The organism is Methanobacterium alcaliphilum (assembly GCF_023227715.1).
GTDB lineage: Archaea > Methanobacteriota > Methanobacteria > Methanobacteriales > Methanobacteriaceae > Methanobacterium_E > Methanobacterium_E alcaliphilum.
The window spans coordinates 66706-81292 of sequence record NZ_JALKIF010000014.1 but is presented as its reverse complement, the minus strand read 5'-3'; the positions used below and the strand labels follow the sequence as shown (position 1 = coordinate 81292).

Here is a 14587-nt window from a genome sequence, read left to right as displayed (position 1 = left end):
ACGCCATATTCAATATGAATGCAACAGCAGCCTACAAACTAGGGCGTGAAGTAACTAAAAAAGCAAACCAACTACTTAACTTCACCAACGCAGACAGCGTACTGGTTATAACAACTGCGGGTGTTCCTAAATTAAATGGCGAAACCAGTGAGTATTGTATTGAAGGTATACTAAATCAAGCGAATGGATTGATCACCTATGGTAAAGGTAATCTGTTAATGCTCAGACAATCTGCAACAGATCCTATTGATTTCGCATTCATAGTCAAAAAAGGAACCACTTTAAATGTTGTGGTTTTTTTAAATGGTACTACCAAGGTAGCATATCTGGGCACTATATCTGAAAACATGACTAAATCTCAATGGAACACATTTGTTGCAAATGTTACTGGAGAAAATGCGTTTGCATTCGCCAGTTTAGCAAATGCGTGGGCAGCTGGTGTTTCTACAGATGTTCTACTAGAAGCTGCTTTTCATGGACACGTTTGTGAAGGAACTTTAGGTGGATACACCATAGTTCAAACATTACTCCAATATTATCCTCCAATAAAGGCAACTTCTGGAGGTGCGGGTTCGCCTGGTGATGTAACTAGTTATAAGATTATTGGGGTTCCTGGAGGATCTGATGATGATGCAGTCATGTACTTTTTAGATGCAACTCCTGGTAAAAGTGGTTATGTAGGATTTGACACTACTTCTACTGGTGCAACTACTAACATGATTGGATTTATCCGATGGATCGATACAACCTACAAATTAGTAACCAATGCCGATGGAAGTCAGACCTATGAAGTAAATGTGGCTGGAACTGGGACTTTTATTGTAATGATCTTTGATAGTGAAGCTAATAAAAAACTTTTCCAGCAGGAAACTGGAGTTATTGTAAACGGTAGCTTAGAAGAGTTAAAATACAATACTTGGTGGATTAATAAGCTTAAAACAGATCCTGGAAGTCTGGTGAAAATAACCTACGAATTAGCTAACTTGACAGAAGAACAGTACTACTATATTGTGGGAACAGCATCAAACATAACATTCCCTACTGCTGTCAATGCAACTAACAAGGGTCAAGTCAGATTCCCTGCTCAAGAAGCACATGGATTGGACTTAAACTACATAAAATCTTTAAGTTTAATTTTGCCTAATGCTACCCGTGCCACTAACACAAGCACAACGACTGGAACATTGAACTATACTCAGATCAAGCAGATCGGTATAGATGCAGTAAACTTAGCTAAACAAATATTCCAAAATGAGATGGGTATTGATCTAGAAATAGATGATAAAGATCTAGCAGTATTTACATCTGCAGGATATGTCTATCTCAATGGTCAAACCACAGAAGCAGCTTGGGATGGAATCTATGAACTATTGGGCTCAAGATTAAGTAGATCAACTCTTTTACCAATCCACATGGCAATTTGGAAACCATTATGGTTTGCATTTGTTTTAAGAGGAGAGGATGGTGACACTTTAAGCACAATTTATCTCAGATACAACCCAGAAAATGGTACTTTCTTTATCGGAACCAACCCTGAGGGTGATCAGGTAAATGATATAGGACCTAATGCTTTAAACAACGCAACTACAGATACTAATCTGGGTAAATATGTTATCCCTGATGGTAACTACTTCAATATACAGAGTATTGCCAATGCATGGAGAAAAGACCCACCATTTGATCAGCTAATAACTTTCCTATTCCACGACCATGCTTGTCCTGGAGTACAACCTGGATTCTTTATAACTGATTATATACTAACCAATTATGCATTAACCGGTGATCAAATTTATAACTGGATGGCATCAAGTATATACTGTAAAGATGACAGTATAATCTATTTATTAGGTGTATCTCCGGGAATGGGAACCTACCTTAATCAGAGATTGACCAATGAAGAAACTGAATCAGAATTTTTGCTTGGTGGAACTGAAGAAGGAGTCTTGTTGATATGGGATCCTGCTACTAAAACTGCAAGAGCAGTTATTATCAGTTTCAAATGGCCGACTTATATTTTAGATGGTTTAACCACCAGCAATGCACAAAGAGCACGGATGATTGATGTATTCATTGATCTCTACAAAACTGGAACCAGCCCATATATGAATCAGGCCATGAGTATTGTGACATCTCATGATACTTATCTAACCGAAGATGAGTTCAACAAGATAAAACAGGGTGGAAACGAAACTACCAGCGCATTATCGTTCCTTAAGAACGTACCTTTAAGAAGTTTAGCAGCAGCTATAGCTCTTCAGGCCGGTTCTCAGAACAATAATGGCACTAGTAACAATGGCACTCATGTAGTGAATAATGGTGGTTCTACCAATAATGGTGGATCTTCCAATAATGGTGGATCTAGTAACACGGGTTCAACTAGTAATGGTGGTTCTTCTTCTAGCGGATCTACATCTGTAGGTTTAAGTTCCACACCAGTCAGTGCTGCATCTGAGACCACTACAGAGCCTACCGAGGAAGCAGGATCTTCCCCTCAAAAAGCTTACGAAGTATCAAAAGCAAGTACTTCAACTGACCCAAATAATTCCAACTGGTACATTTACGGTATAGTAGGAGTTCTAGCTTTAGGCGCACTAGTCGGCTTTGGATTCATGAGAGGCGGAATCAGCGGAAAAATCTAGATAAAAAAAACTAAACTTTTTAGGCTAAAAGCTGATGAAAATCAGCAAAAGCCACTTTTATTTTTTCTAAAATATTCTTATTGCCTATTTCTTAAAAATATACTGTTTAGCATACATCTCATATCCTCTTGATCGTATTCCGCATGCACATATCAGTATAATAATGACAAAAAGCATTCATAAAACTAAACAGAATTGATTCTACTATTGAAATAAACTTAAGAATAATTAAGTAAATTGGCAGTATTTTCACTTTAAAAATATACTTGATAATTGAAGACGTTATTAAAATAATTGGAATTTAAAAAAATAATAGTTCTAAATTAAAACATAATGCCTTTTTCAGATTTATAATAAAAAAATAATTTTTAAATTAAACAATCTTAATTTTAATTAATTACAGAGTTCCTTTTGTGCTGGGTATCTGGTCATGTTCTATTTTTACAGCATCCTTTAAAGCTCTTGATAGAGCTTTAAATAGAGCTTCAATCTGGTGGTGATCATTAATACCTTCAACACTGGCATTTATATTAATTCTGGCGCTGCTGGCAAATGATTCTAAAAAGTGTTCCACGTTTTCTGTGGATAAATCACCTACTTTGGCTTTAGTAAACTCTATGTCCACTACACAGTAACTTCTGCCGCTAATATCTACTGCAACTGTAGCCAATGCTTCATCCATGGGAACAATAGAATGAGCAATTCTTACTATCCCTTGTTTATCTCCAACTGATTCATTAAAGGCTTCCCCTAATAAAATACCCACATCTTCTACTGTATGGTGATCGTCAACCCCTATATCTCCTTGGGCTTTAATTTCAAGGTCAAAAAATCCATGTCTGGTAAATGATTCTAACATGTGGTCAAAAAATTCCACGCCTGTTTCAACTTCGTACTTTCCATTCCCATCTAAATCTAATGAAATATCAATGGACGTTTCGGAAGTTTCTCTACTCTTTTTGGTTTTCCTTTTCTTTTTCGACATCTGTATCCCTTAAAACTCTTATAGCGCCAACAGGGCAAATACCAGCACATAATGTGCAAACGTGACAATATTCAAGATCGGAAGCATGGGCAGTTTTATTTATGTGCCATATTTTACCCCCTTTGGGGCAAATTTGTTCACATTTTCCACAACCTGTGCATTTTTCTTCATCCACATCTATCCTCATATGTATTCCTCTAAATGATAATTTATAACTTATAACTTCTAAGTTATAAATTGTAATAATTAATTATTCACAATCGATATTGAAACAGCTTTAAATCCAATAAAAATATTTTTGCCTAAGTCTAATCCTAACTTTTCCTTAGAATATTGGGTAACATCTACATCAAGGCTGGATTCATTGCTTAAAATTACTTCAAGGCGCACCATTCCTTCATTTAATTTTAATCCAATAATCTGACCGGGCATGATATTTCTAATGCTTGATTCTTGGGGTTTAAGCATTACGATAATATCTTCAGGACTTATTAATAATGTAACATCATCATCTACATTGAAGTCCCGGCTTAAAGGTAAAATAATATCTTGTCCACTAAAATCAATATGCATTACTTTTTTTTCATTGTCAATGTTTTTCACACGTCCCGGTAACTCATTTAAGTCAGAGACTTTTTGCAAAACTTTATTAATTTTAGTATATTCTTTAATTATTTTTTTACCTAAACTGGATAATTTACTTCCCCCTCCTCCACCACGTCCACCTCTGGTGGTGAAAACAACACCATGGCCAACTGTTTCTTCCATTACTTCAATATATTTTAATGCAGATCGGTAGGGAATTCCTGTTTTTTTGGAGGCACCCATTATTGAGCCACATTTATCAATTTTTTTTAATAATTCAAAGCGGGTACTGTCCATAATCAGGGTCTTCCCATTTATATTCAGACTATACTCTGGTTTATTTCGTGCGTGGGCCATGGTTAAAACCTCTAACTATTAGATATAGTAATTCCTTTTCTATAAACTTATCCACATTTATGTGGAGTATTTCTCTATAAATTTAATAAACTTTTCAAAAATTCTTGAAAATGGGCCAATTTTCCCCCCAATTCTGCGCATCATCCGAATATCTCTTTTTTCAAATCCTTTAATTAAAGTAAACACGACTAAGAATATTAAAGGAGCTATTAAGATGGCTAAAAACAACCCTAAAATTGTTTGAGGAAGTAAAAATATTCCTAAACCCATTACTATGGATGCGAGAGTTATTTTAAGAAAAGCCATATATGGTGCTTTAATTTGGGTAATTTGAAAGGTTTTCCACATTACAACCATCATTATAATAAAAGTTGATATGGTAGTGGCTCCTGCTGCACCTTCAATACCAAATAAGGGAACCATTAGTACATTCAGCACAATGTTAATGGCTGTTCCTCCTAAAAGGACGTACATGGGTATTCGGGGATCTCCTATTCCTTGTGCTATACTGGAAGAGGTCATAAATAAACTGTAAAATGCCATTCCCATAACCAGAATGGTCAGTGCATTGGCACCATGAACATATTGGCTACCAAATAACAGATTTAGGAGTGGATATGAAAACAAGGCAATCCCTACACATATGGGAAATACTGTTAAAATAACGATTCGGTATGATTGAACAATATATGTCTCTAAAAGCGCTTTATCTTTTAAACTGAATGCTTCAGAAGCTGCAGGAAGTACGGCTGTAGCTACTGAAAGTGAAATTACCAGGGGAAGTCTTGCTATTGGGTCTGCTGTTGTATAATAACTGGCAAATTTAGTGGCCATGAAATAACCTATTACAAAAACGCCTACATCGTATATGGCCATTTCTGAAAGTGCAGTAATGATTACTGGAATGGAAAACTTCAAAAGATTTGCCATCAACCCTAATTCCTGGCGAAAATTGAATTTATTCTCAGGCTCGGGTTTAGGAAGATATTTGTATAAATATTTTTTAAATAGGATTACAGCGGATATTGCTGATGCCATAAAACCAAGACCAGTACCAATAACAGCCCCTGCAGCATAAAAACCTACTGAAACCAGGACCACAGCAAAAACAATCATGAAAATTTGTTCAACAGCACGGGTGGCCACAATATATTCCATTTTATAAAGTCCCTGAAAAGCACCTCTAAATGCCCCTACTATTACACTAAATGGCGTTATTAATGCTACAGCTTGTAAAGGATAAGCTAAAAGAGGTTTATGGAAAAATTCATTGGCAATGATTGGTCCAGCAAAGAACATGAATAATGAGAAGGTTATTCCTAAAAACATCATCAGCTTAAGGGAAGTGAAAACCACTTGTCTGGCCATTTGATCTTCGCCAAGGGCCTTATGCTGAGCTACGTATTTTGCAATGGCTGGAGGGAGTCCTCCTGCAGAAAGTATCTGAAAAATCCCTTGAAAAGGTAAGGTCAGCCCTACGAGCCCATATCCATCGGGACCTAAGAGTCGGGCCATTAAAACCCGATAAATATAACCTCCCATTCTAAATATGAGGTTACTGATCATTATGATAGTACTGCCGCGTAGTAATTTTGCCGTGCCCTTACTTGTGCTCATTGAATCACCGAAAATCTGAGAATTTTTTAAAAACTAATAATGGTTAATTGGATTAGATATTAGGGTATTGGTTAATAAACTTGATTGAAAATGGAATATAATTTTTGTAAAAAAGACGGCCCTTTCAGGGATTAAAGAAAAATAAGAAATTTTTATTTAATAATAAATTCAAGGTTTTTCATGGTTTGCCGGACCATATCTTTCTAAGTACCTATGAAACATATTTGTGGTTTTTTTTAAATTTTTAAAACCTTCTACATCTTCTTTTACTCCATTTAAGGTGTCCTGTGACCAGAAAGAAGCGCCTATGTTGGCTCCAAATGACCCCCCACTAACTGGGATTATTCCATTTAATATATAATACGTATGTATCTGTTGTAAAGCCAGTTCTTGGCCCCCAGAACGATCTCCTCCAACAGCAATACCCATTCCAATTTTTCCTCTTAAAAAATCATAATCTGCTGCACCCAGTGCACGACAACGGTCCATTACTGCTTTAATTTGAGCACTAATTCCTCCGTTGTACATGGGGGAGGCAATAATTATGCCTTGAGCTTCATCTAGGAGTTCATAAACTTCGAACATATCATCTTTAAGAAAACATTCCTTTTTACGAAGACAGTAATCACAGTGGCGGCAAGGCCCTATTTCTTTTCCTCGAACTCCAAAAAACTCGGCATGATACCCTTTATCTTCCATTTGATTCAAAGCTTCTTTCAAAACATAATCCGTGGCTTGTTTTCTTGGACTCCCACATATTCCCACAATCATGATAATTCCCTCTATTAAAGATTGTTTATAAGATTGTAATAAAATTTGTTTATTTATCCTTTGATTTTTTTATCGTTTTAGTCCTTCAAATAATCATGTGTTGGGGATGAGTATTAAAATAAATATGATTAAAAAGGCCAAACCTAATATAAGGACTCCAAAAATCCTCCCAACCGCCACTATAGAACTGATGGTTGTCATAAATCCAGTAGTAAATGTCGGGCCAAATGTTTTTATATTTTCTATTTCACAGGTTTTACCAGCTACTGAAACTGCTTCTAAATCATCTAAAGCTTCTTTTAAACAAAGATTTATTGAATCAATTATTTCATCATTTTTAGCATGTCCAACTGGATTATGTGCATTGGATAGTGTATTTACAGAATGTGTGTCACTGGTCATGATTTCAACATGATCAATATTTTCAGGTATATTCTCCATAATTTCTTCTCTAAATCCTCTAACCATATTATTTGCATCTAAAAGAACATAAGCTACTTTTTGACTTCGATTATTGTCATAACTTGTTTCTAGAATCATAACCTTAATTCCACTATCTCCTATACCATCTTCTTTTGATATACGGAGTAGAGGATCTTCAGCACACCCAACTCTAATTTTTCCATGCATTTTTGGAGTTTCAATACCTTCAATAGCTTTAATAATATCTTGAACTTCATTATTTCCGGGCAAAATCTCTGCTGCACCCTCTTTAAAACAATTATGGCAATCCACTATAATTGCATTATTTACCTTACAAGAAGATTTGGCCAAGTTCATTAATCCAAATCCAATCCCAAAATCAATATCATCTGCTCCTGATGGAGCAAATGTTAGCAAAATAAGTAAATTTTGGTTAAAATATTGTATTCCAATGATGGCATTGTTATGCTGCAATCTTATAAATTCACTGGTGTTTTCTGAATAATCCATATCTTTAAGAGCGTTTTTGACAACTTTTTCAATTTTATATATCTCTTTGGTGGAAACGGGATTGAAGTCATGGGTGCATGGGCCATGGGATACCATAGTAAACGTTTCAAATCTATTGGCTAAAATTGTGGGCATATTGGCTCCACCAAGATTACCTGCAGGCCCTGGATGGATACAGGGGGTTAAGAAAAGTGCTTTGATCCCGTTTTTCCCTTTAAAACTCAAAATTCCTATTAGCGAGGTTATGTTTTCTCCAAAATCCTCAAATAATTTTTCCATTTCTTGCGAATTATATGTAAAATGGGAAATAAATAGACTAAATAATTCTAATCCTTTAATGCCATAATTTCGTTTTATAGGGGATTCAATTACTTTTATAAATAGATATATGGCAACCATAAGTATAACGAATGCTATTAATGTTTTAATAATGATAATAGGGATTGTAGAATACGGTTGATTAATGATTGATGAGGTAAGTGCTAAAAAAGCGCCAATTATTAGAATAGGTTGAATGGCTGAAATTATACTGGATTTTAGAAAGTGCATATTGGATATGCCCCATATAACCATGATTCGTATTGTAAATGCGATATAACAACCTAATAAAAGATAATTCATAAAATATTCTGAAGAAGGGTCGTATAGTTCTGAACTCAATAGAGAAAATCCTGCGATTATTATCAGGGAAAAAAGAGACAATAACATGGAGTGTTTAAGCCGTATGGGATTCCCCTTTGAATAATCTATTAAAATTTTAGTTAAAACACCACTTATTATTGACATTGCTCCAAATATCAAAAAATAAGTCCCTAGTCTGTAAAAAGGGGATGTAAATTCGGTTAACATTAAAGAGGAGTTATCACTCAAATATCCTAAAAGTATGCTAATAATTATGATCGCTAAAATTGAAACTTTAGTCGAAAGCTTTGTCAAATGTTTTGTCAATCCAAGCACTTTACTATCAACATCCAACAAATAATCCCTCTAAAACAGGTTAATTTATCAATACATTTATTTGATGTTTTTATTATAAAAAAGATTTTCAATTATATGCTATCTTTAAAGTAATTATTTTTAAAAGAATAAAAAATTAATTTAAGAGCAGATTATGCTCTTATACATTTAATTTAGATTGATTCGTCTTCGTCCAAGGCCAATCTCATGGTGTCGGGGTCTTGCGGCATATGATCTAAGAAATCTTCGGCTGCTCTTCGAACATCTCTAGAACCAATTATGTATCTGCCGACAACGATGATATCTGCACCACTATCTAACGCTTCACCCACTTTTGCAGGAGTTATTCCTCCAGCGACTGCTACTAAACCATTTTTACCAATGAGTTCTTTAATTTCTTTAATGTTACCCCATTCGGTCATTTCACTCACATCTTCGCCACGTTCTGCTTTTAAAGTTTCTAAATCAACATTCCTGTGGAGTAAGACGATATCTGGTTTGTAATTAATGGTTTTGAGCTTTTCAACAAAGTTATCCACATTCATCATATCTAATATGGAGTATATGCCTTGTTTTTGAGCTTCATGGATAGCTTTGTCGATAGATTCTACAGTTCCAAGTCCTGAAATAGCTACTGCATCAGCAGTTTCATCTGCAGCCATTTTAACTTCTATTCGGCCAACATCTAGAGTTTTAAGATCAGCAATAATGAATGCGTCGTTTCTCATTTCTCTAATTTTACTGACGATACCTACTCCGAATTTTTTAACTAGTGGGGTACCGGCCTCCAGGAGTATTCGTTCTCGGTTTGGTAGGTTATTAATGATCCTTTCCATTTCATCCATATTGTCTAAGTCCAGAGCAACCTGTAAGTATGGAGGATTCCATAATCTCACGGCCCTGAATCCCATTATAGGATGGCTTCCTCTGTCTTTTTCACCTAAAACTTTACTGATGGATGGGTATTCTTCCATAGCCCTTCTTATTGCCAATTTTGTTGCCCCGTAATTGTACTGATATATTTTACGGTAATCTTCTGCCTCAGGGTGTATGAATACACTTACAATGATTACTAAATCTTCCACCTGGTCTTGAGGAATTATTCCTTCTTCCACGGCATCAGCCACTGCTCTTCCAACTGCAGTTTGGGCTGGACCAAATATTTTCTCCGCATCTTTCAAGTCTCCCACAGTCACTTTAGGAACAATGAGGGTAGCAGGTTTGGTCATGAGATTAGGACGAATCACTGAAAGTAGTGGTGTGTGTCCCAGGGAGAGTTGGGTTATACCATTGGCAAATGCTGCGCCGGCATGGCTCTCTTTATCTCCAATAATTAAATCAACGTGAGCGATTTCATTTCCGCTTCCAATTAAAGCTTCACCTATTTTATACATAAAAGTCCTCCTATGTTAAGTCTATGTTTAGTTTAGATATAAATAATATATCTTTACTATTTCCAACTTCGCATTTTATAAGATGATAAAAGTTCACTTCTCTTTTAATAATCTATAATTCTTTTTAATATATTTTATACATAAATTTAGCTTCAAAATAAGGAATAATAATAAAAAATAAGGTAAATTAAAAAAAATAGTCGTTTAAAAGTTATTTATTCAGAGGTACTGGTTGACCCATCTTCGTTTTTCTTGTCCGGGGTTTCGGTGTTCTCTGTTTTATCATCACTTTTATTGTCTGTTTTGTCGCTCTGGTCATTGCTATTATTGCTATTATTGCTGTTGTTGGTGTTCTTTCTATTAGATTTATTTGAGTAACTTGAAGAAGAACTATCTGTATTGGTAGTGGTTGGGGTGGTATTCGTGTATGTGCTGTTATTTGAAGTTATATTTGATAGTGGGTTTTCAAAATCTTCTGTTGATTCTCCACTGGATACATATAATAGGGCGGCATTAACTGCGCCAAGTAGAATAACTATTACTACCATAAAGGCAATAATGTAGTTTCGATTATCCCTCTTCTTTTTTTCACGTTTAGTTGTGCGTTCATATGAGGGCCTTAATGATGGTCCATTAGCCATATTTTCACCTGATATAATATTCAATAAGAATTATTGTATGATGATCAATTCTTAAATAAAAGGATAAGTCATGATGATATTTATATATATCGAAGAATAAATTGAACACAGTTTAAAATTCTTTATTTTAAAATAAAACATATATTCTTGGTTTAAACTAAGCTTATTCAATTATAAACCATTTTCAACATATATTGGCGCTGTTTTTACGAATAAAAGAAATATTAAAAGTTAAAAATAAACAATAAGGAAATTAAATTAATTTCCTGATTACTTGCAGTCATCAGGCAGAATTCCAGCCAAGTGATCTGCATAACCTTGTAGATCCAGCATTCCATGCCCTGAGAAACTGACGATAATTGTTTTTTCTTCTCCAGTTTCTTTGCATACTTTAGCTTCGTCCATAGCAACTTTAAGTGCGTGGCATGTTTCAGGAGCAGGAACAACTCCTTCTGCTTTAGCAAATGTCACCCCGGCGTTAAATATTTCATTCTGCGAAACAGTTCTACCTTCGACCAATTTTTCTTTTACTAGTAAAGCTACTTGTGGAGACATTCCATGGTATCTTAGACCTCCTGCATGCACTGAAGGGGGTATAAAGTCATGTCCCAGACTGTACATTTTCATCCGGGGGGTCATTCCAGCAGTATCTCCAAAGTCATAGCAATATTCTCCCTGGGTTAATGTGGGGCATGATTTGGGTTCTGCAGCCAGGAACTTACAATCAATTTTTCCATCGATCTGGTCTTTTATGAATGGGAAAATTGCTCCTCCAAAGTTACTACCCCCTCCTACACATCCAATCATCACATCTGGAGATTCATTTGCTATTTCTAATTGTTTTTTAGTTTCAAGTCCAATAACTGTCTGATGAAGTAAAACATGGTTTAGAACACTTCCTAATGAATAGTAAGCTTTCTCATTTTGTAGAGCTTCTTCCATAGCTTCGGATATAGCAATACCTAAAGATCCAGGGTGTTCAGGATTTTCTGCAAGAATTTTACGTCCAAATTCAGTTTCATTACTTGGTGAAGGAATTACATTTCCACCGTATAGTTCCATTATTGTTTTTCGGAATGGTTTTTGATTAAACGATACTTTAACCATGTATACTTTACATTCCAGGTCCATCATGGAACATGCCAGTGATAAAGCGGTTCCCCATTGTCCAGCACCGGTTTCAGTAGTTAATTTTTCAACTCCGTCCTGCTTGGCGTAATATGCCTGGGCAATGGCTGTATTTAGTTTATGACTACCTGTGGGTGAATAATCTTCCCGTTTGTAATATATTTTAGCAGGAGTGTCCAGCATATCTTCCAGGCCAGTAGCCCTAAATAATGGGCTGGGTCGTCCTATCATTTTGTAAACTTTCCGAACTTCTTTCGGGATTTTAATCCATCTTTCAGTGGACATTTCTTGCTCTAAAACTCCTTTGGAGAATATTTTAGGCAAGTTTGCCAGATTTCCTCCTTCTTCGGAGTCTTTATATTCTGGCAAAGGCACTGGTAAGTCTGCATTGATGTTATACCATTTTTTTGGAATATCTTTTTCATCGAGAGTTATCTTGTACATTTGATCACCTTTTCATTTTCAGTTCCCGTAATTTAATAACTAATTATTTTTATATTCTATGGATTTATTTAAACTTTCTTGTACATTTCTGTACATCACATATTGACTTATTACATTTTCTGTAGTAATTGTATAATATCTGGGCATTAATAAATCCCTTAAATTCATGTCCTGCACGTTATTTTGTTTAATATTTAATTAACGCAGAAAATAAATTCATTTCTAATTATTTAATAAATGAATATTCAATAAATTTTTTCATAATTTAATAAAATCCAAAGGAGATGAACTGCTTTTTTTTTTAAATATAATTTTATCAAGTATTCTGTTTATGACTAAAGTATATATTTTTATTTAAACTAAATTATTCTCATGAAGATTCTGGCAATAGATATAGGTACCGGCACCCAGGATATGATGTTACATGATTCTAATAAAAACATGGAAAATGCTATAAAAATGGTTATTCCTTCTCCTACGCATATAATGGCTAATAAAGTCCAAAAAACAGATCAAAATATTTATTTTGGCGGAGATATTATGGGTGGAGGCCCAATAAACCGCGCTATAAAACACCACTTAGAAAAGGGCCATAAAGTAGTTATGGAAGAAAATGCTGCTAAAACCATTCGTGATAATCTAAAAAGGGTAAAATCATTGGGAATCACGGTTTTACATGATGAAAAATACGTAAGTGAAAAATATCCTGATTTTAAGAAAATAGAATTGAAAGATGTGGATCTTGATAGATTTCAAGAATCTCTGGCATCATTTGGATGCGACCTTGAATTTGATTATTTAGGAATTGCAGTACAGGATCATGGCTATAATGAAAAAATGGGAGATAGAAATTTCAGATTCATGAAAATAAAAGAAAAATTAGATGAACCTCTCGCACCTGAAGAATTTGCTTACTGGGGAGATATACCGGAATATTTTACCCGGATGAAGGCAGTAGAAAGGACTTTATCTGGATTTAAACCACTATTGATGGATTCTAAATTTGCTGCTATGTGTGGAGCAACCTGTGATCCAAAGGTTAATAAGTTAGATAGTTATGTGGTTATGGATGTTGGCAATGGCCATACAACTGCAGCATCAATTTCTAACGGAAAAATAATGGGTGTTTTTGAACATCATACTGGCTCTTTAAATTCTGAAAAAATAGAAAGGTTCTTAAATAAGCTGGTGGACGCCACTCTTTCGCACGAAGAAGTTCATAGGGATCATGGGCACGGTGCATGGGTTTTAAATTCTATTGATGAGTTAGATAAAGTTGTAGTCACTGGCCCCAGAAGAGAGTTGGTAGATAAAACCAATCTACCTGTCTATCACGCAGCTCCGGCAGGGGATGTAATGATGACCGGGCCGGTGGGCCTAATTAAAAGTATAAATTATAAAATAGAGAATAATATTGAATTCATTAATTAATAAAAACAATTCAGGAATTTAAGTTGATAAAATGATAATCGATCCTCACATACACACTATTTATTCGGGAGACGCAACTGGAGCTCCTAGGGAGATTATAGAAAGAGCAAGAACTGTTGGGCTTGATGCAATAGCCATAGCAGATCACAACACTATGAAAGGGTCACTAATAGCACAGAGGGAAGTAAAGGATTTTAAAGATATCCTAGTAATTCCTGCTATGGAAATTAGTACTAATAAAGGACATATAGTGGCTTTAGGAATATATGAGGAAATTAATAAAGGTCTTTCTCCTGAGGAAACTTTGGAATTAATACATGAGATGAATGGGGTTGCTATTGTCCCTCACCCATTTGTGAGATATAGGGAGGGACTTTTCTGCAAAATTAAAGATTTAAAAGTAGATGCTATTGAAACCATGAATTCACGTTATATTTTTGGCTATTCCAACTGGAAGGCTAAAAAACTGGCTATTGAAAAAAACATACCTGAGATTGGAGCCAGTGATTCTCACTTTGTAGGTGCTGTAGGTAGTTGTGTTACTGATGTAGATGCTGATTTTTCTGTAGAGGACATATTAATATCCATAAAATCTGGAAAAACTACGGCTTATGGTGATCGCACTCCTCTTCCTTTGATAATTAAAGAAGTGATTAATAAGAAGATTAAAAGGGTTTATGAATATTAAAATATTCTAAAACCAAA

General features: G+C 35.1%; 12 protein-coding genes. 3 read left to right on the top strand and 9 right to left on the bottom strand.

From position 1 onward, the window contains the following. Positions 1–2639 (top strand): FmdE family protein (locus MXE27_RS10475; RefSeq protein ID WP_248612383.1); only part of this gene is annotated, 2639 nt, incomplete at its 5' end. A gap of 397 nt (positions 2640–3036) precedes the next feature. Here MXE27_RS10475 and hisB read toward each other — a convergent pair. The 9 genes from hisB to MXE27_RS10430 form a co-directional block, all read right to left on the bottom strand. Further along, positions 3037–3624: an imidazoleglycerol-phosphate dehydratase HisB gene (hisB, locus tag MXE27_RS10470; RefSeq protein ID WP_248612382.1), complete on the bottom strand. Its 588-nt coding sequence runs from the start codon at positions 3622–3624 to the stop codon at positions 3037–3039. Then, complete coding sequence (locus MXE27_RS10465) at positions 3590–3811, bottom strand: ferredoxin family protein (RefSeq protein ID WP_248612381.1); 222 nt, start codon at positions 3809–3811, stop codon at positions 3590–3592. The genes hisB and MXE27_RS10465 overlap by 35 nt, the downstream gene beginning before the upstream one ends. A 59-nt stretch (positions 3812–3870) precedes the next feature. Beyond that, the gene (locus MXE27_RS10460) at positions 3871–4566 is read right to left on the bottom strand and encodes a TOBE domain-containing protein (RefSeq protein ID WP_248612380.1); all 696 of its coding nucleotides are present in this window, start codon (positions 4564–4566) and stop codon (positions 3871–3873) included. 57 nt (positions 4567–4623) lie between these two features. Next, the gene (locus MXE27_RS10455) at positions 4624–6183 is read right to left on the bottom strand and encodes a flippase (protein WP_248612379.1); all 1560 of its coding nucleotides are present in this window, start codon (positions 6181–6183) and stop codon (positions 4624–4626) included. A gap of 168 nt (positions 6184–6351) precedes the next feature. Continuing rightward, a complete protein-coding gene (locus MXE27_RS10450; protein ID WP_248612378.1) occupies positions 6352–6954 on the bottom strand; it encodes a flavodoxin family protein in 603 nt (200 codons plus the stop codon). A 93-nt stretch (positions 6955–7047) separates the two neighbouring features. After that, positions 7048–8865: a DUF2070 family protein gene (locus tag MXE27_RS10445; RefSeq protein WP_248612377.1), complete on the bottom strand. Its 1818-nt coding sequence runs from the start codon at positions 8863–8865 to the stop codon at positions 7048–7050. 152 nt (positions 8866–9017) lie between these two features. Then, positions 9018–10238: a bifunctional 5,6,7,8-tetrahydromethanopterin hydro-lyase/3-hexulose-6-phosphate synthase gene (locus tag MXE27_RS10440; RefSeq protein WP_248612376.1), complete on the bottom strand. Its 1221-nt coding sequence runs from the start codon at positions 10236–10238 to the stop codon at positions 9018–9020. Positions 10239–10453: 215 nt separating this feature from the next. After that, entirely contained in the window at positions 10454–10879 is a 426-nt protein-coding gene (locus MXE27_RS10435) for a hypothetical protein (RefSeq protein ID WP_248612375.1), read from the bottom strand. A gap of 270 nt (positions 10880–11149) precedes the next feature. Next, positions 11150–12451 carry a TrpB-like pyridoxal phosphate-dependent enzyme gene (locus MXE27_RS10430; RefSeq protein WP_248612374.1) on the bottom strand — a complete coding sequence of 434 codons (1302 nt, stop codon included), beginning with the start codon at positions 12449–12451 and terminating at the stop codon, positions 11150–11152. Between the two features lie 372 nt (positions 12452–12823). On the opposite strand from MXE27_RS10430, the gene MXE27_RS10425 reads away from it, so the two are divergent. After that, a complete protein-coding gene (locus MXE27_RS10425) occupies positions 12824–13882 on the top strand; it encodes a DUF1786 domain-containing protein (protein ID WP_248612373.1) in 1059 nt (352 codons plus the stop codon). A gap of 31 nt (positions 13883–13913) precedes the next feature. Further along, positions 13914–14570: a CehA/McbA family metallohydrolase gene (locus MXE27_RS10420; protein WP_248612372.1), complete on the top strand. Its 657-nt coding sequence runs from the start codon at positions 13914–13916 to the stop codon at positions 14568–14570. Positions 14571–14587 lie beyond the last annotated feature (17 nt).